At 58.6% G+C, this 24,063-nt stretch carries 20 protein-coding genes; 12 read left to right on the forward strand and 8 right to left on the reverse strand.

What is annotated here, in order from left to right; translation table 11 throughout:
• Positions 1–569 (reverse strand): RNA polymerase sigma factor (locus tag VN622_08795; GenBank protein ID HWR35949.1); only part of this gene is annotated, 569 nt, incomplete at its 3' end.
• 165 nt (positions 570–734) lie between these two features.
• On the opposite strand from VN622_08795, the gene VN622_08800 reads away from it, so the two are divergent.
• On the forward strand, positions 735–1,172 hold the full coding sequence (locus VN622_08800; GenBank protein ID HWR35950.1) for a hypothetical protein: 438 nt from the start codon (positions 735–737) through the stop codon (positions 1,170–1,172).
• A gap of 89 nt (positions 1,173–1,261) precedes the next feature.
• On the opposite strand, the gene VN622_08805 is transcribed toward VN622_08800, so the two are convergent.
• Positions 1,262–2,221 (reverse strand): radical SAM protein, encoded by a 960-nt coding sequence (locus tag VN622_08805; protein HWR35951.1) that lies wholly within the window; start codon positions 2,219–2,221, stop codon positions 1,262–1,264.
• Positions 2,222–2,487: 266 nt separating this feature from the next.
• Here VN622_08805 and malQ point away from each other — a divergent pair, with 266 nt between their 5' ends.
• A complete protein-coding gene (gene malQ, locus VN622_08810) occupies positions 2,488–4,020 on the forward strand; it encodes a 4-alpha-glucanotransferase (GenBank protein ID HWR35952.1) in 1,533 nt (510 codons plus the stop codon).
• Between the two features lie 57 nt (positions 4,021–4,077).
• A complete protein-coding gene (locus tag VN622_08815) occupies positions 4,078–4,779 on the forward strand; it encodes a hypothetical protein (GenBank protein HWR35953.1) in 702 nt (233 codons plus the stop codon).
• 20 nt (positions 4,780–4,799) lie between these two features.
• Here VN622_08815 and treY read toward each other — a convergent pair whose 3' ends face one another.
• Positions 4,800–7,955, reverse strand: coding sequence for a malto-oligosyltrehalose synthase (treY, locus tag VN622_08820; GenBank protein ID HWR35954.1), 3,156 nt, complete (start codon positions 7,953–7,955; stop codon positions 4,800–4,802).
• A gap of 358 nt (positions 7,956–8,313) precedes the next feature.
• Here treY and VN622_08825 point away from each other — a divergent pair, with 358 nt between their 5' ends.
• The 4 genes from VN622_08825 to VN622_08840 all read left to right on the forward strand — a co-directional run bounded on the left by VN622_08825 (position 8,314) and on the right by VN622_08840 (position 11,169).
• Entirely contained in the window at positions 8,314–8,496 is a 183-nt protein-coding gene (locus tag VN622_08825; protein ID HWR35955.1) for a hypothetical protein, read from the forward strand.
• Complete coding sequence (locus VN622_08830; GenBank protein HWR35956.1) at positions 8,496–9,395, forward strand: 3-hydroxyacyl-CoA dehydrogenase NAD-binding domain-containing protein; 900 nt, start codon at positions 8,496–8,498, stop codon at positions 9,393–9,395. Before VN622_08825 ends, VN622_08830 begins: the two co-directional genes overlap by 1 nt.
• A 303-nt stretch (positions 9,396–9,698) precedes the next feature.
• Positions 9,699–10,031, forward strand: a complete 333-nt coding sequence (locus tag VN622_08835) for a hypothetical protein (protein HWR35957.1) — start codon at positions 9,699–9,701, stop codon at positions 10,029–10,031.
• Positions 10,021–11,169, forward strand: a complete 1,149-nt coding sequence (locus VN622_08840) for an SAM-dependent methyltransferase (GenBank protein ID HWR35958.1) — start codon at positions 10,021–10,023, stop codon at positions 11,167–11,169. Before VN622_08835 ends, VN622_08840 begins: the two co-directional genes overlap by 11 nt.
• A gap of 272 nt (positions 11,170–11,441) precedes the next feature.
• Here the strand turns inward: VN622_08840 and VN622_08845 are convergent, their stop codons facing one another.
• The 4 genes from VN622_08845 to VN622_08860 all read right to left on the reverse strand — a co-directional run bounded on the left by VN622_08845 (position 11,442) and on the right by VN622_08860 (position 18,501).
• Entirely contained in the window at positions 11,442–13,634 is a 2,193-nt protein-coding gene (locus VN622_08845) for a M1 family aminopeptidase (GenBank protein HWR35959.1), read from the reverse strand.
• 132 nt (positions 13,635–13,766) lie between these two features.
• Positions 13,767–14,957: a lipid-A-disaccharide synthase gene (gene lpxB, locus VN622_08850; protein HWR35960.1), complete on the reverse strand. Its 1,191-nt coding sequence runs from the start codon at positions 14,955–14,957 to the stop codon at positions 13,767–13,769.
• A 117-nt stretch (positions 14,958–15,074) separates the two neighbouring features.
• Complete coding sequence (locus tag VN622_08855; protein HWR35961.1) at positions 15,075–17,048, reverse strand: ABC transporter ATP-binding protein; 1,974 nt, start codon at positions 17,046–17,048, stop codon at positions 15,075–15,077.
• 190 nt (positions 17,049–17,238) lie between these two features.
• Positions 17,239–18,501 carry a beta-ketoacyl-[acyl-carrier-protein] synthase family protein gene (locus VN622_08860; GenBank protein ID HWR35962.1) on the reverse strand — a complete coding sequence of 421 codons (1,263 nt, stop codon included), beginning with the start codon at positions 18,499–18,501 and terminating at the stop codon, positions 17,239–17,241.
• Positions 18,502–18,585: 84 nt separating this feature from the next.
• Between VN622_08860 and hemW the strand changes: the two genes are divergently transcribed.
• A complete protein-coding gene (gene hemW / locus VN622_08865; GenBank protein HWR35963.1) occupies positions 18,586–19,824 on the forward strand; it encodes a radical SAM family heme chaperone HemW in 1,239 nt (412 codons plus the stop codon).
• A 45-nt stretch (positions 19,825–19,869) separates the two neighbouring features.
• Positions 19,870–20,982, forward strand: a complete 1,113-nt coding sequence (locus VN622_08870; GenBank protein HWR35964.1) for a low specificity L-threonine aldolase — start codon at positions 19,870–19,872, stop codon at positions 20,980–20,982.
• Positions 20,983–21,016: 34 nt separating this feature from the next.
• Here VN622_08870 and VN622_08875 read toward each other — a convergent pair whose 3' ends face one another.
• Complete coding sequence (locus tag VN622_08875) at positions 21,017–21,205, reverse strand: hypothetical protein (protein ID HWR35965.1); 189 nt, start codon at positions 21,203–21,205, stop codon at positions 21,017–21,019.
• 187 nt (positions 21,206–21,392) lie between these two features.
• Between VN622_08875 and VN622_08880 the strand changes: the two genes are divergently transcribed.
• From VN622_08880 to VN622_08890, 3 genes are all read left to right on the forward strand, one after another.
• On the forward strand, positions 21,393–21,860 hold the full coding sequence (locus VN622_08880) for an SRPBCC family protein (protein ID HWR35966.1): 468 nt from the start codon (positions 21,393–21,395) through the stop codon (positions 21,858–21,860).
• 66 nt (positions 21,861–21,926) lie between these two features.
• Positions 21,927–22,388: an SRPBCC family protein gene (locus VN622_08885; protein ID HWR35967.1), complete on the forward strand. Its 462-nt coding sequence runs from the start codon at positions 21,927–21,929 to the stop codon at positions 22,386–22,388.
• A 179-nt stretch (positions 22,389–22,567) separates the two neighbouring features.
• Positions 22,568–23,710, forward strand: coding sequence for an acyl-CoA dehydrogenase (locus VN622_08890; protein ID HWR35968.1), 1,143 nt, complete (start codon positions 22,568–22,570; stop codon positions 23,708–23,710).
• Positions 23,711–24,063 lie beyond the last annotated feature (353 nt).

The following is a 24,063-nucleotide window of genomic DNA, read 5'->3' on the forward strand; positions in this document are numbered from 1 at the left end:
AGGTGCTTGCGCATCATGGCGCGGGCACGGTGCAGGCGAATCTTAACGATGTCCGGTGTGAGGTCGAGCGCGGTCGCGGTGTCTTCCGTGCTGAGTTGTTCAACCATTCGGAGAACGAACACGGTGCGGTAGTGGGCTGGAAGCGCGTCGATGGATTCTTCCAATAGTTTGTGCAGTTCGGCGCTTGACGCTTGTTCTTCAGGGCCGGTTGCGGGATTGGTCGTCATCTGGATGTCGCCTCGGTCTTCGCCGGGGAGGGCAACGGAGCGGTTCTGCTTGTGCAGGCGAGAGAGCGCCTCATGCACGGCGATGCGCGTCAGCCATGTGCTGAACTTGGCGCGTCCTGCAAATTGCGCGAGATGAGTGTAGGCGCGGACGTAGCTGTCCTGCATGACGTCCTCTGCCTCGTGATCGTTGCGCAGGATGCTACGTGCAGTGCGATACAGGCGCTGGTTGTAGCGGCGCATCAGGATTTCGAAAAGTCCCGTTTCGCCTGCGAGAACGCGCACAACCACCTGCTCATCGTTCAGTTCCGTGCTGATGGACGAATTTACCGCCGTTGAGTTCATGGTTACCAATTCCCCTGCATACATAGAGTCGCGAGTTTGCGATCGGTTGCAAACGTGAGAGAAAAACTTTCAGCGATCTGATTGCGGAAGGCGACATGGATATGTCAACGCAAGAAAGTTGTTACCAATCTGTCCCTCCCCGCTCTATTTGACAGGAGGTCATTCATGCAGAGGGATAGCAGATTGAATGTCGTTTGGTGGACGTTGAGAGTGGGGTTGGGCCTGGGGCCATTCCTGGCCGGGGCGGACAAGTTTACGAACCTGCTGGTGAACTGGCCGATGTACCTGAACCCGCTGGCGACAAGGATCGTGCCAGTTTCGCCACAAACCTTTATGCACATGGTTGGTGTAGTGGAGATGGTTGTGGGACTGGCAATCCTTGCGGGATGGACGCGTTGGGGCGGATATATCGCGATGATCTGGCTGCTTGCGATTGCGGGGAACCTCGTAGTGATGGGCAGGTTCTTCGACGTTGCCGTGCGCGATGTGGAGATTGCACTGTCGGCGTTCGCGCTGGCGCGAATCAGCGAAGTGCTCGACGCGGCTGGCGCGAAAGAGCGCCGGGATCGCGCCCCGGTCGTCGCGTCGCCCCGAGTGGCATAGCCGAAAGCTGTCAACGAGAACACCCTCCAAGTGGAGGGTGTTCTCGTTTGCTGACGTGCAATCGTAGCCGAATGTAATATTCGCTTCGCCTACTCGATTTGGACAAGTTCGCCCACGTTGACCTCTTTAGGGTCAGGCTGGCGGGTTTGCGGCGCGCGCCAAAAATCCATGTAGCTAACCTGGTGCACGCAAGAGACGGTGCAATGGGGGGCGCAACCCTTTTCGGTAACGAACTCGCGGCGAATGTCATCGACCGTGTACTCGGCAAGGGGCTTGCCGGGGTATCCGCGCTGCTGTGAGCAGTAGTGAACCAATCCTTCTTCGCAAATGTAGAGATAGCGCGCGCCAGCACGGCATCGCCAGTTGTTGGACTTGCCGTCGGCTATGTTGTCCTGAAAGTAGTTGAGGCGCGAGTAGTTGCGGCGCTCAAGCTTCTTCATCTTCAGGAAGACTTCGCGCTCCTGTGGACGCAAGGGGCGGAGCTGGCCGTCGCCATCATGAATAATTCCGACAGTGGAAGTGAAGCCCAGTGCGCGGGCGCGGCGCCCTACTACGAGAGCGTCGTGCGGATTCTTCAGCCCGGCACCAACCACGCTGTTGATGTTGACGTGAAAGTCCGCATGATCGGCTAAGAGTTGCAGCTTCTTGTCGAGAACCTTCAGGCTCTTCTTGGAGACATCGTCGGGCATCACGTTATCGATGCTGATCTGCATATGGTCGAGGCCGGCGTCGTTGAGGCGCTTGATGCGGTCCGCCGTTAGCAGGTAGCCGTTGGTGATGAGGCCGGTGATGATGCCGCGGCGACGCATGTAACGGATGATGTCGTCGAGTTCGGGGTGCAGCAGAGGTTCGCCGCCACTGATGGTGACGATGGTTGTCCCCAGGCGCGCAAGGTGATCGACGCGTTCGCGCATGACATCCATTGCGACCGGCTTGGATACGTTGTCGTACTCATTACAATATGCGCAAGCGAGATTGCAGCGGCGCATGGGGACGATGTGCGCCATAACGGGGTGATCTGTAGAGAGCACTCCCTTGACGATCATCATCAACTCACGACTGCGCCTGTGGATAGCTCGAACTGTGCGGCGGAACCCTTGCTTCTTCCGTGACATACGAATCGTGTCACTATTACATCACAGATTTTCTCAGATCACAGAAGTGGTTCACTCTTCAGCAAGTTTTCGGGGCCGATTGGGGCATTTTGAGGAGCGGACTGAGTACGGACGAATCTGTCCGCGTGACGAATCCGCGGGGATGATCTTTGATAATCTGTTCTCAGCGGTTCGATCCCTTGTTCTCCTTCGAATAAATAATGCTTAATCAGCGTTCCTCCGGAATCTTATTGCACCCGAGTTCGTTGCCGTCTCATGGTGGCATCGGCGACCTTGGCCCGGCCGCGTACGAATTCATCGACTTCCTGGCGTCGGCGCGCCAGACGCTTTGGCAGGTATTGCCACTGGCGCCGTTGGGTTTGGGGAACTCTCCATATTCCTCTACGTCGGCCTTTGCCGGGAACGTGTTCCTCATCAGCCTGGAAAGGCTAGCGGAGCGTGGATGGATCGACAAAGCCGGTGTTGCGGCCTTGCCCGACTCGAATTCGCCGATCGATTACGAGCGCGTGATGGCGACGAAGCTGCCGCTATTGCACGCGGCGGCGGAGAACTTCTTGCGCAATGCACGGGGCAATGACCGCGTGCGCTTTGAGCAATTCGTTCAAGAAAATTCTTGGTGGCTGGAGGATTTCGTAGTCTTCGATGCACTGCGCCGGCGGTACAAAGGCGAGAGCTGGAACCGGTGGCCGCGCGAGTTTTCGCATCGGCAGCCGGAGGCAATGCAGCAACTTCGCCAGGAATTGAGTGCGGAACTGGACGTTGCGCGCTACCTCCAATTCGCGTTCTTTGAGCAGTGGCGCGCGCTACGGCAGTACTGCGAAATCCGCAACATAAGGATTATCGGAGATGTTGCAATCTTCGTGAGCTACGACTCTGCCGACGTGTGGATGGCTCCCGAGATATTTCGCCTCAACGGGGAATTGGAGCCCGAGGTGGTTGCGGGAGTACCTCCAGATGCTTTCTCCGTTACGGGGCAACGCTGGGGCAATCCGCTTTATAACTGGGATGTGCTGAAGCAGCGCGGATACGACTGGTGGGTGCAGCGCATTAAGTGGGCGCTGGCAACGTGCGACATCATCCGGTTGGATCACTTCCGGGGCTTCGAACAGTACTGGGAAATTCCTGCCAGCGAGCCCACGGCTGTGCACGGCCGGTGGGTAGATGGTCCGAAGGACGACCTGTTCGATGTACTGAGAAAGACCTTGGGCGACCTGCCGTTCATAGCCGAGGACCTGGGCATGATCACGCCCGAGGTACACGCGATGCGCGAGCGACTCGACATTCCCGGTATGCGGGTCATGCAGTTCGGATTCGGCGACCCCGGAGCGCACATCTATCTGCCGCACAAGTTTGAACGCAAAACCGTTGTGTATACGGGTACGCATGACAACGATACGACGGTGGGGTGGTGGGGGTCGCTTGGCGAACATGAACGCCGCCAAGTCACCGCGTACCTCGGGGAAGCCTGCGATGGCATGCAGTGGGCGATGATGCGTGCTGCCCAGGGCTCGATTGCGAATTTGTGCGTGACCCCCCTGCAGGATGTATTGGGTCTCGACAGCAGCGCACGCATGAATACTCCAAGCCGCAGCGATGGGAACTGGGGTTGGCGTTATGAGTGTGGAGCGATTACGCAAGAACTGGCGCAGAAGCTTGCGACCATGGCAGAGGTAAGCGATCGATTGCCGAGCGGCAGAGGCACAATCGTCGAGCAACACGACTTTGCGGCGTAGATGTCAACGTCGAATAAAGCAACGATACAGTCTTCGGTTGTTTGGGTCAGTTGCAGTGTGTTCACCTTCGTTGCGCTATTCGGAATCGCGCAGTGCAGGGCGCAACGATGGGAAGACTTCACGGCTCCGATACCGATACCACGCAACGACACACTCGTACTCGGCTTCCACGGCGGACGTGACCGTTGGGACGACGAACGCGTAGGCGTGGGCCGCATGGCTGCCCGCTTGCGCTCGCTTCATCTTCCAGGTGTGCACGTCCAGACTGTCGAGAACACGAAGCGGCACTGGGCCTTACGGTTCGTGCGAGCAGCTTTCGACCGAAACAGGAATGGCGTACTCGACCCGGATGAACGCGCTTCCGCTCGCATCATCCTCTACGGCCAGAGCTTTGGCGGAGCCGCAATCGTCAAGTTTGCACGACAACTCGAGCGCATTGGTCTACCAGTGTTGCTGACCGTGCAGGTCGATAGCATCGGCCTGAACGATGAGATGATCCCGTCCAACGTCCATTCGGCCGCAAACCTGTACCAGCGTAATGGCCGGTTCATTCGAGGTCCGCAGCGAATTCGTGCCGCCGACGCATCCCGCACAGAAATCCTCGGCAATTGGCGCTTCGACTACCGCGACTCACGGATCGATATCCGCGATCTTCCCTGGCACAAAACGATCCTTCGACGAGATCACGCGAAGATGGACCGCGATCCCCGTGTCTGGCAGAAGGTGGAAGAGTTGATCCTCAGGCAATTACACGCGTGACGAGTGCCCAATGCACGGGATCATTTTCCATTGCTAATCAATAGCGCGACAGGGAAGTGCCGGAAGATGTCTCGGCATAGCAGAGTGTGCTCGCGACTGGCGCGCAGGAGTTCGCCGGTGAAGAGGTTTGTGAATTGCGCGTTGTTTGCGTTGGGCGGCAGTTCGAGTTCGGCATCGCCCCACACATCTCCGAGCGGTACGCGCTGCTCCCCATGCAGGAGCGTATAGGCGAAGCGTGGAGTTGCCGCGATAACCATATCGCGCTCATGCACACGTGCGAAGGAGACGACATGGTTGCGGTTCTGCACCGCGCCGTGTAGCGGGACGTAATCGCCCTGCTGGAAAAGTTGGCCATGTTCGCGACGGAACTGCAATGTGCGATTCGTCACCCATAGCTTGATACGTCCATCCTGCCAGCTACGAATGAGTTCATCACAGATCGCGATCAGGTCGCCGCTCGCGGCACGTTGGGAGAGTTCGTCAAGATATTGGCGCCTCAGGTCGAAGTCTACGGGGCGGCGATTATCGGGATCGACGAGGCTGAAATCCCAGAGTTCCTGGCCCTGGTAAATGTCCGGCACGCCGGGCGCGGTGAGCTTGATGAGCACCTGGGAAAGCGAGTTGATAGCGCCAAACAGGGCGACGCGGGGAACAAAGTGTTCGATCTGTTCGAGGAACGTGTTGGGCTTCGCTTCGGTTCCAGTTCTGAGAATGCGCGCGATAAATTTCTGGAGGAGCTCGACGTACTCGGGGTTCTGATTCACCCAGCTCAAGTTGACCTTGGCTTCATGCACGGCCTTGGTCATGTAGCCCTGAATGCGTTTGACGAACTGCTCGCGTTGTTCCGGGCTGAGCGGCAACGACTCTGGTGCGGTGGAACTCTCGCCGGAAGCGCGCAAATCCCGGACTTCAACCGATTCACTCTGAAGCGAGTCACCCTGACCCGATTCACTTGAAGCCGCCTGAGATCTCAGCGGCCAAGCGCCGATGAGCGTTTGATAGAGCAGGTACTCTTCGTTGGCGTCGGGGACGATGCGCCCGTCGGAGAGAGCACGCTTCCGGCTGCGATTGCTGCGCCGCCATCGCAAGACTTGTGCCGACCAGAGGCGCGGCATCTCCGAGAGTACGTCAAGACGCATTCGCACATCTTCGCTGCGCTTCATGTCGTGCGTCGAAGTCGTCAGCATGGAATGGGGCCAGTTTTCGGCGCGAAGCTGGTTGCGCCTGTGAAAGTGATCCAGTTCGACTCCGAACTGTTTGGGCGAACCGCCGACCTCATTCACCGATACAAAGCGGTTGTAAACGTAGCAGGCAGTGTCTTCCAATCCCTTCGCCATGACCGGGCCAGTGAGTTGTTGGAATTTGAGCGAAAAGTAGAGTTGCTTGCGGTAGCCGTAAATAGGTGCGCCTGAGTCGCCGCCACGCAACAGTAGTATGTCGCGAAGGAAGTCAAAGACCTGGAAGGCCATCGTGCCGTTGCGCCGCTTGGCTCGCGCGATGGCTTCGTCGATATAGCCGCGATCTCGATCGGTAATGTTTCCGCGCTCGTCGATGTACGTGCGGTACACGGGGAAGCACGCGATGGTTTCGCTGATTGCATCGCGCAGCGTCTTACGGGTGAAGTCACGCGCTCGGCGATCGAGACTGGATATCTCGTCGAGCATGTGGCCGAGCACGTTCACTTCGCTGGACAGAGCGGAGTTCATGATGAGTTTCTTGCTTTCATAGATCAGCGTATCGACATCAACGGTATCGCCAACGAAGCGTTGGTAGAGATTGCTGAAAGCACGGCGATTTTGGGTGTCGATGAAGATGCCGTTGACGAGGTTGGCGAAGTCATAACCAACGGTACCGTCGACTGACCACTCGGGCGGCAGCTCCTCACCGGGTTCAAGAATTTTCTCAACGATGACGTAGAGCGGCGGCTGATTCTGCGCCCAGTTGTGTTTACCGAAAACGGTTTGAACATCAACCTCGATCCCATTTTCGGCGAGCGGAGGCTTGGGAATCGGCCCGCAACACTGGCTTGCGGCGTAGAGCATCTGCATGCGCGTGAAGTACTGCGGCGGATTGAACAAGCCATCAGGGTGATCGATGCGCAGGCCCATAACGCTTCCGTCGGCAAGCAGGCGACGTATGAGTTCCTGTGTGGCAGCGAACACCTGCGGGTCTTCCATGCGCAGGCCCACAAGATCATTAACGTCGAAAAAGCGTCGATAATTGATTTCTTCCGCGGATACGCGCCAGTGTGCCAGCCGATATGCTTGCTCCTCGAGTAGTCTGTGGAGTGCGTCAAAGCTGCGAGGATCACCCGGCGTTCCGTTGAGGCGCTGTAGCGCGCGATCGACGATGGCGCGTATCTCCGGTGAACGCTCTGCAAGCTCGCGAAGGCGTTGCAGCAAGTACGGCATTTCGCGCTGCCGCATGGCGCGATCGACCTCGCCTGTGCTGTGTGGCGGTAACTCGCTGAAAGCGACGAGCAGAGTTCGAAGCTCGTTAACCACTCCTTCGAACCCGGCATAGTCGCGTGGGTTGATGTCACCCATCGGAGCGAAGATAAGCGGAATGGTGCGCGGATCAATGGGGAGCGGCTTGTCATAATACTGCACGACGAAGCGGCCCTCGTCGAACGTGACCGGGAGACGTCCGGACTCCAGTTCTTCTCCGTACTGGTTTCCGAGGATGGGCAGGAGGATCTTATCTCGCAGCTCGGGTTTGAGCGGCGTCCAGTCGATGTCGAAGAAGTGGGCGAACTTGGAGGAGCGGCCATTTTGCAAAACATCCAGCCACCAGGGATTACTGTCGTACCCAACACCCATGTGATTGGGAACGACATCGAGCAGCAGATCGAGGCCATGCGCTTTCAGCGCGGAGACCAGGTCGCGGAACTCTTCTTCACTTCCGATCTCGGAATTGAGCTTATTGTGGTTCGTGATGTCGTAACCGTGCATGCTGCCGGAACGCGCCTCCAGCAGCGGCGACGAGTAGCAGGTGCTGACGCCAAGCTTGGCGAGGTACGGCACGAGAGCGCGGGCATCTTCAAATCGGAAGTTCCGGTTGAACTGAAGGCGATAGGTAGACAGCGGGCGGGTATCGTCCTTGCGAGAGGCAAGACGGTCGAGACACTCCGAGATGCCGCTGCTTTCGTCCAGGAGCGGTGCAGACTGATTACGCATTCGGTTCGCTTACTTCGCGTTCGGCAAAGGTGTTTTCTTCATGAACCTGTCCGTGAGCAACAGATGGGCTGCTCCCGAGGCTTAGATGCGCGGCGGTTGCATGCTGTCGGCCTGCGAGAAACGAGAGCGCTGACGTGCGTCATAGGAGCTGGCCTTTACTATTTTCGCGTCAACGCTGAAAATAGCTCATCGCCCGTACACGCGGGGCGCATCCGTGCGGATTGCGATTTGCACCCGAAACGCGGGATCCCGAGGGTGGCATCTGAGTCCGCGACTCTGTTCCAGTCCGCGTAGAAAAACTTTTGTGCCGCATAGGCATAAGGCATAGACCGTTACCGATTCAGACTTGGAGGCTTTCATGGCATCGAGTGGTGAACTCATTCGCATGATGAACTACGTTGACGACATTTCTGCAACGCTGCGACGAATCGTTGCGAGCTCTCCGTTTATTGTGCCGGAAGAGAAGAAGCGCCTCGCCGAATACATGCGCCAAGCAAATCCAAACTTCATCAAGATCCTGGAAGAACTGGAGCGCGGCTAATGGCAGAGATTTCTACGATTGCTGTGATCGGCGCCGGGATTATGGGACGCGGCATTGCGCATGTCGCGGCACTGGGCGGCTATCGCACGATCCTGGAAGACATCTTGCCAACATCGCTGCGCCGGGCGGAGAGCGAGATTCGAAGCAACCTCGATCGCGCGGTGGAGCTTGGCAAGGTTTCGAAAGAGGTTGCGGAGGGTGCGCTGTCGCGGCTGGAGTACGCGACGTCGCTGGACGAGGCTGCGCGGCAAGCCGATATGGTCATTGAGGCGGTTCCGGAGGAGTTCGACTCGAAAGAGGAGATATTCCGGCTTCTCGATCGCATCTGCCGTCCGAACACCATCCTGGCTTCGAACACTTCGTCGTTGTCCATCACCGACATTGCAGCAGTAACGGAGCGTCCGGAAAAGGTTGTTGGTATGCACTTCTTCAATCCCGTGCACAAGATGAAGCTCATCGAGATCATCCGGGCAGAGAAGACGGACGATGTGGCCGTAGCCGCCGCTGTCGAAGTCGGCAATCGGATGTGCAAGGAAACCGTTGTCATCAACGAAGCGCCTGGTTTCATCACCAGCCGCATCAATGCAATGATCGGGAACGAAGCGTTCTACATGCTGGAAGCGGGCATCGCGTCCGCCGAAGATATCGACCGAGCGCTCAAACTAGGGCTCAACCATCCGATGGGTCCCTTCGAAATGGTGGACCTGGTCGGGCTCGACACGCGTCTCAACATCCTTCGCTATCTACACCAAACGCTGGGCGAAAAGTTTCGACCGGCACCGCTGCTCGAGAAATATGTCGCGGAGGGCCGCCTGGGCCGCAAAACCGGCCGCGGTGTGTTTGAGTACCCCGACAAGAAAGCAGTCGCTAAGACCAAGGCGGGCGGCGAGTCGAAGTAGAGATTTTGTCGTGTACCCGAGAGGCATGGCAGCAGCCATGCCTCAAACTGTTTCAAAGCCATCATCAAAGACAGTGTGTCATCCTGACGCCGCCCGCTGCTGGCACTGTCGAAGATCTGCTCTGTTCTAAGCAGCGGCGAAAAGCAGATCCTTCGCTTCGCTCAAGATGACTCATCTCTCTTTGCCGCATCTTTAAAGTTTGACGGGCGACGACGACCAGCGACTCACTCGGCGACTCTCGACTGACGACTCGCGACCCTCGTCCCGCGACCCCGCGCCAACGCGCGAGATACAATCGAAGTCATGGTTGAAAACGGCGACTCCCGCCTGGCGCGCGTGCTGGAGCAATTGAGCCAGTATGAGCATCCATTGCTGACGTTCGACGCGAGAGCTAAGGCGGATACCGTCGAGGTAGTCATCAACTTCAAGGTTCCGCCCGTGCCGGTGCACACTTACGTTTTCGAACTGCATCCGCGTGACTTGGATAATCCTCAATTCACGTGGGCTTTCCAGCGACAGCTCTACGACTGCCTGCACGACTACTTCATCGAGATGTTCACCCGCACGCCGCAATCACGAGAATCCGAAGATCAGAAGCTCGGGGATGATAAAAGGGAAGTTCCGAATGGCTGCTGATAACGATTCCTTGCGAAGCAAGATTGCGGAGACGATCCGGCGCGAAGGGCCTATTCCGTTTTCACGCTACATGGCGATGTGTTTGTACGAGCCTGAGATCGGCTACTACACTCGGCCCCGCGAACAGTTTGGGAAGGCTGGGGATTTCTATACATCGTCTGACGTTCATGCAGTTTACGGTCGCCTGATGTGCCGGCAGTTCGAACAGATGTGGCGCGTGCTGGGATCGCCGCCGCGAGTGGACATCCTTGAACTAGGCCCGGGACGCGGCTTTTTCGCGGCAGATGTCCTGGACTGGGCCCAGAAGAAGTTTCCCGGGTTCGCTACGTCGCTGCGCTATCGGTTGGTGGAAACGTCGGAGTATCTGCGTAAGCGCCAGAAGGAGAGACTGGCGTCGCAGGTAGAGCGAAAAATTGTCGGGGTCTTCGCTACCATCGAAGAAGCAGCGAAGAAATTAGGCGACAACGTGATCGTTTTCGGCAACGAGTTCTTCGATGCCTTGCCGGTCGAGGTCGTGACGTCCGAGGGCCAGATTTATATCGACGTGAACCAGCGCGGGCAGTTCGTGGAAACGACAAGGCCGGTGGCGAATCATCTGCTGGAGTTCATCGACCGCTACAGTGTCCAACCAGAGGACGGTGCGCGTGTGGAAGCTGCGCCGGGCGTTGTGGAATGGATGAAGCGAATCAGCGGAGTGCTGGCGCAACGGCGCGGATTTTCCGTCTTCGTTGATTACGGGTACACGCGCGAGGAGCAGGTAGCCGGGCGGCATCTCGACACGATCATGACATACCGTCAGCACACGGCCAGTCCGAATGTTTTCGCTGCGCCTGGCGAGCAGGACATAACGGCGCACGTAAACTTCACGGCGCTTCGCGCGGTCGCCAGGAACTCTGGGCTGGAGGAGTTGGGGCTGCTGACGCAATCCTCATTCCTGATCGGAGTAGGCGAGGCGAACGAGTTCGCCGACGCCTTCGAAGATGCCCGTTTGCCCCAGGAGCGCGCGAAAGTGGCGTTGCAGCTGAAGCATCTGGTCACGCCCGACGGCATAGGGGAGACCTTCCAGGTGCTGGTGTTGGGGAAGGGCGTCGGGCGGAACGAAGCGAAAAAGTTGAGCGGCCTGAAGTTCGCGCACTAGTTCAGAACACGCGTCATGGTGAGCGCAGCGCAGTCTTTGGCGCGTAGTCGAACCACCTTGCGTTTGCGCCATGAAGCAAGTCTCCACTTCGCGCTAGTGTCATCCCGAGCGAAGTGAGGGATCTGCTTGTGGCGCTGCGGATCGCAAAGCAGATCCTTCGGCCGCGCCAACAGCGGGCGCAACCTCAGGATGACGCATTGATCTTGGATGGGTTCTTGTCAGAAATATGAGCCGCACGCTTAGCGTGCGGCTCATGTCTTGCGTCGCAGAAGCTAGCTGCCGCTGGCGTCTTTGTTTGTCTCGCGCTGGAAGGGAGCCTGCATATATTTGCGTGCTTCTTCCAATGCACCCTGCGTGTCGTCGTTCGTCTGCAAGGCTTGGCGATATTCGTTCACTGCGCGTTCACGCTGTCCGGTAACGTCGAAAATCTTGCCTAGTTGGATGTGGCTCCACACTTCTGTCCAGCGTGGTTCGCCATCGCCGTTGAGCGATTCGCGATAGGAGTTCGCCGCAGCCTGATAATTGCGCTGCATGTAGAAGACCTCCGCGATGCGATAGTGTGCGAGCGAACTGTTCTTGTTGACCTCGAGAGCCTTCTGGAATTCGCGAAGAGATTCCGCCAGGTTGCCCTGTTGTATGAGTTGCTGTCCGCGCATGATGGCCGTCCGCAAGCGCAGGTCGGGCGAGTTCTTGAGCACGCGGCTGTTGGGATCGATGGTGATGCGCCGCGGCTTGCCAAAGGTTTCGACCGCGTAGCTGGAATTCGTGCCGACGACTTCGATGCGCTTGGTCTCGGTCTGTCCGTCTGTGTCGATCTTCAGTTCCACGGGCATACGGAACAGGTCGAGGTCCTGCGATATCTCCCCAACCACGCGGAAGCCCTTCGGAACGCGATAGATCGTGTACTTGTTCTTGAACTCAGGCGCGCCCGTTGAGTCCAGCCACTGCGAGAAGAACCAAGTTAGTTGTTCGCCGGACGCCTGCTCGGCAATCTGCCGAAAATCCTCTACGCTTGCGGGCTTGCCCGCGAATTGCTGGGCGAAAGAACGCATGGTCTTGTCGTACGCGGTATCGCCCAGAACCCAGCGAAGCATGTGGAACACCATGCCGCCTTTGTCGGTGACGAGCGACTGGAAGACGGGGTCGAACGGATCGAGCGTGCCGACCTGCGACAGCGGCACGGTTTCATAAGCGAGTGCGCCGACGGCCATGTCCTTCACGGCTTCTTCAGCGCCAGCCTGTCCCGCCGCCTGATCTATGTAACGTGTCTCGGAATAACGGGCCGTGCCATCAGCCAGCCACCAGTCGTTGCGCGTGGCCGGACTAACGCTGACTCCCCACCACTGGTGCGCGACGGTGTTGGCGAGCAGGCGATAGTTGAGCCTGTTGCCCAAGGCGCGTGAGGCGATGGCGGCAATCTCGGGCGCCCAGGCGCTGGGAACTGTGTCGTCCGGCAGTTCCACGACTTTGAGCGTGGTGGACATCGGCACGCCGTAGAGAGTGGTGAAGTAGCCGAACTCTTTCGCTGCGGTCTCGCCGTACTCGGCGGCGATGTTCTTGTGTTCCGGCAGGAAATAGACGTGGACGTTTAATCCACCCTGGTTGATCGGAGTGTCCTCGAACTTGCCGGCGATGATGGTTCCAGGGAAGCTCGGACGATCCCACGTGAAAGTGAAGGTGCGCTCGTTCGCATTTGGACGACGAACTGGCTCAGCCGGTTTTGCCGAAGCCTTGCTGCGTGCGGCAGACTTTGGCGTGCGCGCCTTGGTCTTCGCTGGAGCCTTGGCGGCAGGCGCCTTCTGTCCGGCACGGCGTGCCAGGACAGGCGGGGCATTGCGGTCTTGCGAAGCTTCTTCAGCTACGGCCGCTGTGCTGGAGACGGGCAACGCCGCCGCGCCCGTACTTTCTTTTCCGCTACCCACGACGGTATATCCCACGGGCACCGTGATGTTGATTACGGAGGTAAAGCGATTGGTGCCGTAGCCGACCATGGGGAACCAACGACCGGCATAGAGCAGATAGCTGATGGGGTCGCCCACTGAGGCGAGCTTCAATCCCTGCACGGGGCTGTCTTCGGCGTGCAGCAGTACGCCTTCGTAGTCGAAGGTAAGCGTCGTCGTCTGGCCTTTGCTCATGCCGGCGGGCAAAGCAACGCGCACGGTCGAGTCCTGCGTAACGCGCTCAGCCGAGAGCGTATGGCCTTCGGCGTCAAGCACGCGCGTAGGACGCAGCGCGTTGTGCAGTTCGAACGTGGCTACGCTGATGTCGTCCAGGGCGGTGAACTTCACGCGGGCGCGCGCCGTGAGCCGGTGCGTTGCGGGCTGAAGCGTCGCGTCGATAACGTAGTCATCTACCTGTATGCGGGTTTTCTCCGCGGCGCGAATATGCAGCGCCAGGGTGAAGCCAGCCAGAACGACAAAGAGTGCTAGAAGAGCACGCCCCAAGGGTCGCCGTGCTTTTTGCATGAATCGATAACTCCCGTGAGTTCCTCAAAACATCTTGATGTGGAAAACCACGTAAAAGATGCGCTGCAGCAGCACTGCTGCATATTTTGCCTTGCGCCGCTTAGACGGGCAACGACAAAGAAAAAGGCCGGTTCATCTTCGGGCCAAAACGTTCAGCACAGCGTCAGCGGCCTGCTCGTTCGGTGAAACGAGAGCGTTACCGCGAAGCTTCTCGCGTACCTCGGCGAGCCCCGCGATCATATTCTGGCGCGCAGTACCCTCCTCAAGAATGTCACTTAAACAGTCAAACACATTCTGGGCCGTGAAGTCGTGCTGCACAAGCTCCGGAATTACTTCGCGTCCGGCAATTAGATTCGGCATGGAGTAGAACGGAACCTTAACGAGACGCTTGCCGAAAGCATACGTAAGCGGCGCGACGCGGTAAACCATGACGGAAGGCGTACCGAGCACGGCGGCCTCTACCGTAGCCGTTCCGCTGGCGACCACGGCGGCGCGCGAAAGCAGTAGAGCCGTCCGGGCGTCGGCCACGCACGTAAAACGCGGATACCCCGAGTGGTTGGCCGAGGCCGGCCGCTCGAACTGGCGGCAAGCCGACTGGGCCTGCTGCTCTACCCAGTTGCGTTCCAGCGTGGAAGCGACCGGTACCAGGTATTCGTAGCCGTCTCCCAGCAGAACGGCTGCACCGATCATCTCCTTGACATGGCGGCACACTTCGCCACGGCGGCTACCCGGCAGCAGGGCTACCCACGGCTTGCTTTCGTCGAGCCGGTATTCCTGCGCGAAGCATGCGCGAGAGACTTTAGGCGGTTCGAGGCGTCCGAGGGGATGACCGACAAATTCGGCTTCTACTCCGTGGCTGGCATAGAACTCGCGCTCGAAGGGAAAGATGACCAGCATCTTGCGCACGTAGTCTTTTACGAGCGAAATGCGTCCTCTACGCCATGCCCAAAGCTGCGGGCTTACGTAGTAAAGGACGGGAATGCCGCGCGCGTGCAGTTCGCGGGCCAGACGGAGATTCCAATCCGGGAAATCAATCAGGACAGCGACGTCGGGCCGGCGGCAGTCAACTTCTCGCAGAACACGATGGAACTCAGCGTAAATTCCGGGAAGATGCTTGACGACTTCGAACAGGCCGACAACGGCTATGCGGGACGCGTCCACAACGATGTCGCAGCCGGCAGCCCGCATAAGCTGTCCGCCAACGCCGAAACACTCAAGCGGCGCGAGATCTGGGCGCGCTGCTACCTTCGTGCGCAGCGCATCGAGCAAACCAGCGCCATACATCTCGCCTGAGGCTTCACCGGCGGAGATCAGCAGACGCATGCGGTGGCTCGCAAGTCAGTGGAATTAGGAGGCATAAGGTTGTGCAGAAGGATAACAGGTAAGCAGGCGGGAGATCATGGGTCGTGTTCTCCGTCGGGGGCTGGGACGGTCGGCGTTTCAGTCGTCGCCGATGCTGATGCCGGATGCTTGCGCGCCTGATTCGGCGATGATTGCCGGAGTGACAGCCAGTTCCTGATCTTTGTATTGCAGCTGGTAGAGCTTGTAATAGATGCCGCGATTGGCGAGGAGCTGCTGGTGCGATCCCATCTCGCGGACCTTGCCCTTGTGCATGACGACGATCTTGTCGGCGCGCTGCACGGTGGAGAGGCGGTGGGCGATGATGAGCGAGGTGCGTCCCTCGACCATGCGGGTGAGTGCTTCGCGAACCTTGAACTCGGTCTCGGTGTCCACGCTGGACGTGGCTTCGTCGAGAATGAGGATTTTGGGGTTATGCGCGAGAGCGCGGGCGAAGCTGATGAGCTGCTTCTGGCCAGTCGAAAGAGTGCTGCCACGCTCGCGGACCGTCTCTTTGAAACCGTCCGGCAGCGAATGAATGAAGTCGGTGAGGTTCACTTCGTCCGCCGCGCGCTCAATTGCGTCATCGTCGATCCACGTAGAGCCGAGACGAATGTTGTCCTCGACCGTTCCTGAAAAGAGGAACGGGTCCTGTAGAACGACTCCAAAGCGACGGCGAAGGGTTGGGAGATCAAGCTCTCGAATGTCCACGCCCTCCACGCGGATTGCGCCCTTTTGCACATCATAGAAACGGAGCAGAAGAGAGATGAGCGTCGTCTTACCGGCACCGGTGTGGCCGACGACTGCTACCGTCTCTCCCGGTTCCAGCGTGAAGGAAACGTCCCGCAAAACCCAATCGAAGTCGTCCTGCGATTCAGAGCCGGAGCCGTCGGTCGGGACAGGCGCGGCCACGCCCGGTTTCCCGGCGCTCTCCTTGTCGTCCTTCGGCATATGCCGATAGGCGAACCACACGTGGTCGAACTCGATGCGGCCGGGGCCATGAGGCTGTTTCGGCTTCTCCGGCGAGACCACTTCCGCCTTTGTATCGAGCAGCTTAAAGACGCGCTCGGCGGAGGCCATGGCGGATTGCAGAATGTTGTACTTCTCGCTCAGGTCCTGAATGGGGCGGAAGAAGCGCTGCGCGTACTGCATAAAGGCGACGAGCACGCCCAGTTTGACAGCGCCTTGCATAACGCCTCCTCCGCCATACCAAATGACGGAGGCGATAGCCACGGCAGAGAGCGTTTCGACCACCGGGTAGTACACGGCGTGCGCCATGATCGCGTCCTTGAAGGCGTCCATGTGCATGGCGTTCACATGCTCGAATTTGTCAAACGCCCGGCGCTCGCGGTTAAAGAGTTGCAACGGGACGATGCCGCTGACGTGCTCCTGAATATAGGAGTTGATTCGAGCGATAGCCGTGCGTATGCGCCGGTAGGAGTCGCGTACCTTCTTGCGGAAGATCATGGTAGCGACAAAGATGAACGGCAGCACGGCAAACGTGATCAGCGCCAGCCTCCAGTCCATGAGGAGCATGATCACGATGATTCCCGCCAGCACGAAAACGTCTTCGAAGATGGAGACGACGCCGGCGGTAAACATTTCGTTGAGCGCGTCAATGTCCGTGGTAACGCGCGTCACCAGGCGTCCGACAGGGTTCTTGTCGAAAAAACCGACGTGCATTTTCTGAAGATGGCGGAAGATGTGGCTGCGAAGGTCAAACATGACCTTCTGTCCCGTCCATTGCATCAGGTACGTCTGCGCGAACTCCAGGAGGAAGCCTATGCACAGAACGGACAGGAAGATAGCGCCGATTTGCCCGATGCCCACCAGGGGCTGCGAACTCAAAAATCGATCCAGAAACGAAGGTGCGGCGGCGGACTTGTGGGTCAGGTACTTATCGACAGCAACCTTGGTGAGATACGGGCCGAGTACATCCGCGCCAGCCTTGAGCACGATGGCCGTAAGCGCGAGGGTAACCTGCACGCTGTAAGGGCGCAGGTATTCGAGCAGGCGGCCCATGAGCTGCCTGTCATACGCTTTGCCGAGTACCTCTTCTTCGTGGATATTCGCCATTCGGTTAGGAAGCACCCGGCAGAAAAATGCCTGAAGCCTGACTCTATTCTAAAGGCTTAGATGGCGCAAACGGGCTGCTGAGCCACTGAGCTGCTAAGCCACTTAGCTACTGAGCTACTGAATTGCTAACTGGGTTTTCGATTCGGGCTTACGCCCTCACTCATGACTACAGGGTCTCTCGTTAGAACATCTACGATAGTTTCCTCAAAATGAGCGCTGAGTTTTTCGACCCGAACGCTATGCAATTGCAGATGGCGTGTTCGATATCAGCGCGACGGCCTGCGTCCGGAACATAGTCGAGATCGCAGTCGGGATCGGGGACTTCGAGATTGATGGTTGGCGGAAGCAGGCCGTGCTCAAAGGCAACGAGAGTAGCGGCAACGCCCGCGGCTCCGCACGCACCCTGCGGATGACCGATCTGCGACTTAAGGGCAGACATGGAAATCTGGCGGGCGCGTTCTTCGCCGAGCGCAAGCTTGAGGGCGCGGGTTTCTATCCGGTCGTTGAGTTGCGTGGACGTGCCGTGCAGATTGGCGTACTGAACGTCGGCGGGCACAATGCCTGCGTCGCGCATGGCGAGTTGGATGGCGCGCGCTGGTTCTTCACCACATTCTTGCAGGCGTACACGATGGAAGGCTTCGCAGGTGGAACCGTAACCGGCGACTTCCGCGAGGATGCTGGCGCCACGGGCTTTGGCGTGTTCGTACTCTTCGAGCACGAACATCCACGAACCTTCGGCCACGACGAAGCCATCACGGTCCGCCGAGAACGGGCGCGAGCCGCGCTCCGCCGCGTGGTTCCACGACGAGGTCATGATCTTCATCAACGTAAAGCCCTTCATGATGCCGGGCGCGATAGGCGCATCGACGCCACCGGCTAGGATGACGGAGATGCTGCCGGAGCGTATCTCTTTCATCGCGTAACCGAGGGCGTCGGTCGAGGACGTGCAGCCGGTAGTGATGACGTGCGAAAGTCCGCGAAGTCCGAAGCGCATGCTGACTTCACTGGAGAGCGTGCCCATGGTGCCGCTGGGGATGACAAAAAGGCTGACCTGTTTGATTTTGCCTTCGAGCCACAAGCGATGATTTTCTTCCGCGAACTCCTGCGCGCCACCGCCGGTGCCGAGGATGACGCCGATATCGCGTTGTTCGTCGAGCGAGAATTTCTGCGTGTCCAGTCCTGAGTGGCTGAGGGCCTCGCTTGCGGCGGCCAGCACGAGCGGCACAACGCGAGAGACGTGTTTGCGCTCCTTGGCGTCAACCCAGGCCAATTCATCGAAGTCGGGAATCTCGCCGGCGATTTGTACGGGCAGATCGCTGGCGTCGAAGCGGGAGATTCGTTTGACGCCGCTGGTGCCGGCGAGAACTGCGCGACAAAAAGCTTCGCGCCCGATGCCATTGGGGCTGACCATACCCATTCCGGTAACGACGACTCGCTTATAGCTGTTCTGCATGTGTTTGTTGAGATGCTGCCGCTTAGACTTCGGATACAGATTGCTGCGCGCGTCTTGCCTCGATTTGCCGATATGATTACACCAATGTCCCTAGGTTTGTACATCTCCGTGCCCTTCTGCCGGACGAAGTGTTCGTTCTGCAACTTCGCTTCAGGCGTCTTTTCGCGCGAGTTGTTCAACGGATACATCCGGCATGTGACGGCTGAAATAGAGCGCGCCGACCAGTTGGCGGCGCAGATGGGCGGCGAGTTCGAGCGTGCTGTGGACTCGGTCTATCTAGGGGGCGGTACGCCTTCCGTATTGGAACTGCAGCAGTTGAGCGCACTTTTCGTATCGATTCGAAGCAACTTCGAGGTTGCGGCGGATGCGGAAGTGACGGTCGAATGCGCGCCCGGCACTCTGAAGCCGGAACTCGTTGAGACGCTGGTTGGTTGCGGAGTGAACAGGGTTTCGCTGGGCGTGCAGAGCTTTGTTGACCAGGAATCGCGCGCTGTTGGACGTTTGCACACGCGGGTAGCGACGATAGAGGACATCGCGCAGCTCCGAGCGGCGGGGATCGCCGACATCAGCGTGGACCTGATCGCGGGCCTGCCGCACCAGACAGAGGAGTCGTGGCGTTATTCGCTACAAGAGTTGATCGCAACCGGCGTCCCGCACGCGAGCGTCTACATGCTGGAGGTCGATGAGGACTCCCGCCTGGGCCGCGAGTTGATGGCAGGCGGCACGCGGTACCACGCCCACTTCGTTCCAGACGAGGAGGCGACCGCCGACTTCTACGTGCAGGCTTGCGAAGCGTTGGACGCCGCGGGCGTGCGGCAGTATGAGATTTCCAACTTCGCGCGCGAAGGGAAGGAGTCCAGGCACAACTTGAAGTACTGGCTGCATCAGCCCTATATGGGTTTTGGTGTGGATGCGCACTCTATGCTATGCGCGCCAAAAGCGGGTGCGCCACATGCGGCGGTACGCTTCGCCACCAGCGATTCGCTGGATGCTGCGCTCGGCGGCGCGGCACGAACCCGCACGGACGTTAGCGAAAGGAACGCCATCGAGGAGGCGTACTTCCTAGGCCTTCGGCTTACTCGTGGCGTGGAATTGGCGCGAATCGCCGAGGAGTTTGGTGTGGACGCCATAGAGCGTTATCGCGACGCGATTCTGGAGTTGAATGAAGCGGGCTTGCTGGAGATCGTGGAGGGATTTCTTCGTCTGACTTCACGCGGCCGATTATTGAGCAACGAAGTCTTCGAGCGCTTCCTGTATGCAGAAACTGAGCCGGAGGTGCATAGCTTCGAAACTCAGAATGACAGCAAGAGCCACCGAAGCTAAACTCTTGTATTAACTTTACTTTCTTTTCTGAATTCGAGAACTCACATGTCTGGCATTCCTTGCGCAAATCCCTCCAAAAAATCCGATGAAGTGAAACCCATGATGATCGATCTGCGCAGTGACACGGTGACGCAGCCAACGCCGGAGATGCGGCGGGCGATGGCGGAAGCCATTGTGGGCGATGACGTGTACGGCGAGGATCCGACGATCAACCGGCTGGAACAGCGCGCGGCGGAAATCTTTGGGCGCGAGGCGTCGATCTTTGTCCCAACGGGATCGATGGGAAACCAGATCGCGATCAAGCTGCATACCCGGCCCGGGCAGGACATCATCTGCGAAGAGCGCGGCCATATCTTCAACTACGAGATGAGCACGCTGGCGACGTTTTCCGGATGCCTTGTGCGCCCGGTCGCTGCGCCTGACGGCATCGTGACCTGGGATCTCATACGCACGAAGCTCTCGCCTAAGATTTACTACATGGCGCAAACGGGGCTGATCTCGCTGGAGAACACGCACAACATGGCTGGTGGCGCGGTGATGCCGTCCGAGGTGATGGACGACATCTGCGACCGCGCGCACGAACTTGGATTGCCGGTGCACCTGGACGGAGCCCGGATATTCAACGCCGCCGCGTATCTCGGCAAGCCTGTCGCTGAACTCACGCGGAAATTCGACTCGGTTATGTTCTGCCTGTCGAAGGGCTTGGGCGCGCCGGTGGGATCCATGCTGGTGGGTACGGCCAAGTTCATCGAGCAGGCCCGCACGGTGCGCAAAGCGCTGGGTGGCGGCATGAGACAGGCGGGCATCCTGGCAGCGGCCGGATTGATTGCCTTAGAGAAGGGACCCGCCCGCCTGCACCTCGACCATGAGAACGCAAAGTTCCTGGCGGAAGGTCTGGCGCAGATCCCTGGCGTGAAGATCGACCCCACGAAGGTGCAGTCGAACATCGTCATCTTCGACGTGAGCGGCACAGGGATTACATCGGCGGAGATCTCCAAGAAGCTTGCCGAGCGCAATGTGCTGGCCAACGGCGTGAATTCGCAGCTTGTACGCTTTGTCACGCACTGTGACGTGGACCGCGCCGGTTGCGAGCAGGCACTGAACGCGATGCAGGCTATCTGCGAGGCGAAACAGTTGCCAGTTGCCGGTAGGCAGTAGGCAGTTGACGGTAGCCAGTAGTCAGTTGCCGGTTTCAGGTGATGCCGTGCAGGTTTGCCAGTTTGAGCGTGATAAATACTGCGTGTCTTCCTGAGCGAGGGCGCAAGCCCGAAGTCGAAGGATCTCTTTTGGCAGCTACGTGCTGATCGTAAGGGGCCTTCGACTCCGCGACTTCGTCGCTTCGTTCAGGAGACACTTCTTTTTCCACGAGTTTAGTCAGCATCCGAGCACCGCCGCTGTGCCCGCCTCGCCTTCCTGACAACTCGCAGCCGGCCTACGACGACTTGCCCTTGCTGGCAACTGGTAACTGACAACTGGCCCTGCCGTCTCGCCTTCCTGGCAATCGGCTACTGGCAACTGGCAACCGCCTTTCTGGCAACTGGCAACCGACAACTGGCAACTGACCCTCCATGTCCCTGAAGTTTGAGTACGCTGCCGTTGCGCACTGCCAGCCTGATCACATCTGGAAAGTCTTTCAAGACATAGAGCGCTGGCCGCGCTGGGATCCGCAGGCGATACAGTCGGTCAAGTGGGTAAGCGGTGAGCCGTGGAAGCCGGGGTCGCGATTCGAGATTAAGATCACAAAGCCGGTGGGATACACGATCACACCAGAACTTCTTGAGGTGGAGCCGCCCATTTACCTGCACTGGCGCGGCAAAGGAAGCGGCATTACGGGCGAACAGTTCTTCATTTTCAAGCCGCTGCCGGACGGCGCCACAGAGATGCGCACATTGCAGGAGTTTTCCGGTGCGCCGCTGGTGCTGATCGGAAACCGGGTTCGCCAGCCAATTCTGGACGGAATCAAACTAATGTTCGAGCGCATCAGGTCGGAGGCGGAAGACCAGGCACGTCGGGAGAACTGGGTTCCGAGCGTGTAGTGCTTCTTTGCCGCGCATCACCGTTTGCGATTGCCAAATCGCGAATGTCCGAGATACAAATCTCCTATGTCCATCAAGCTCCAACACTCGGTAGTTGCGCAGTGCAAGCCTGAACACGTATGGCGGCATTTCCAGGACATTACTCGCTGGCCTGAATCTGTGCCGAAGGTGATTGGGAATGCTTCGTGGACGGAAGGCGAACCGTGGGCGACGGGCAGCAAGTTCCAGATGAAGCTGCTGCAACCGATGCCGATGTACGTGAAGCCCGAGGTGAAGGAGTGCGACGCGCCGACGGCAGTGCATTGGCTGGCTCCGGGGTCCGCCGTGCAATCGGAGCAGTGGTTCACGTTTGACATGCAACCGGACGAAACAACGACTATCACGGCGCGACAGGAGTTCTCCGGCCCCATGACCTTTATGTTCGGTGAAACCATCCAGAAACAGATTGTCGAAATGTACGCGCAATGGATGGATTCGCTGAAGCAGCAGGCCGAACAGACGGCCCGCGAAGAGGCCGCGAGGGCCTGAGCCTACGGGTCACTCGATAAACCCGTATCCGTGCTGCGCTCGAATTCTGTAATCTGAACGGCCGCGTTCTGCATCTCTATTCGATTGTGTTATAACCACCTGTTTCTGCTAGCACCGGTTCAGGGGTGGACCGGCGTGGGTGACCCGCCTTTCGAAACGTACCGTTCGAGGAGACAATCTTGAATTTCGAGCTGAACGAAGAGCAGCTTCAATTGCGCAAAAGTGTCCGCGAGTTCGCGGAGCGTGAAATCGCGCCGCACGTGATGGAGTGGGACGAAGCGGCACGTTTTCCCATGGAGACCGTGAAGGAGTTGGGCAAACTCGGACTGCTGGGCATCATCTTTCCGGCGGAGTACGGCGGTGCTGAGATGGGGTACGTGGAGTACGTCATCGCAATTGAGGAACTCTCGCGCATAGACGGGTCGGTGGGCATCATCGTTGCGGCGCACACCTCGCTCGGCTCCAACCACATCTGGCTGGCCGGAAACGAGGCTCAGAAGCGCAAGTACATTCCGAAGCTCGCGACAGGGGAATTCATTGGCGCGTGGGGCTTGACCGAGCCGGGCTCAGGGTCGGACGCAGGTGGCGCGCGCTGCTCGGCCGTGCGCAAGAGCGATCGCTGGGTGCTGAACGGCAACAAGACCTTCATCACCAACGGCACGTACGCGGACGTCTACACGGTCATCGCCGTAACGGACAAGACTGCGGGGACACATGGGTTGTCGGCTTTCATCGTTGAGAAGGGGACGAAAGGGTTCCGTCCGGGCAAGAAGGAAAACAAGCTTGGGCTGCGCGCGAGCGACACGTCGGAGCTGATCTTTGAAGACTGCGAAATACCGGTAGAGAACCTGCTCGGGCACGAGGGCGAAGGCTTCGTGGACGCCATGCGGGTGCTCGATGGCGGTCGTATTTCGATTGCTGCGCTCGGCCTCGGCATGGCGCAAGGCGCTTACGAGTCGGCGCTGAGGTACAGCAAGCAACGCAAGCAGTTCGGCAAAGCAATTTCGGAGTTCCAGGCGATCCAGTGGAAGCTGGCGGACATGTCCACCGAGATCGATGCAGCGCGTTTGTTGACCATGCGCTCAGCCTGGCTGAAGGACAACGGCAAAAAGACGACGCTTGAGTCTTCCATGGCGAAGCTCTACTCGAGTGAAGTGGCCGTGCGTGCCGCGAATGAGAGCGTACAGATCCACGGCGGGTACGGGTTCATCAAGGACTATCCGGCAGAGAAGTTCTACCGCGACGTCAAGCTGTGCACCATCGGTGAAGGGACGAGCGAAATCCAGAGACTGGTCATCGCGCGGCAACTGCTAAAGGACTAGATAAAAGACTAAATAGGTCGAGCAGGTCATGGGTAGGAGCAGCAGATGGGTAGAGCAGGCCTTCATGCCTGCCAGAGGTTGCTGCCAAGGCAGATTCAAAATACACCGTCATGGTGAGCGTAGCGCCCATGTTTTGGGCGCGTAGTCGAACCACCTTGTGGTTGCGCCGTGGGAAGACCACAAGGTGTCTCCACTCCGCGCCTGCGGCGCTCCGGTCGACATGAGGGTCTAGTTTGTCAGCAGCTGAGGCCCGCTCCACCGCGCGCCGTCGCACCGAATAAGATCGACCACTGAGCTGCCTACGAAATGCATGTTTTGTGCAATCGACACTGTTGTACGCTGCCCTGTAAACT

The sequence above is a fragment of the Clostridia bacterium genome (genome assembly GCA_035561135.1).
GTDB lineage: Bacteria > Acidobacteriota > Terriglobia > Terriglobales > Acidobacteriaceae > DATMYA01.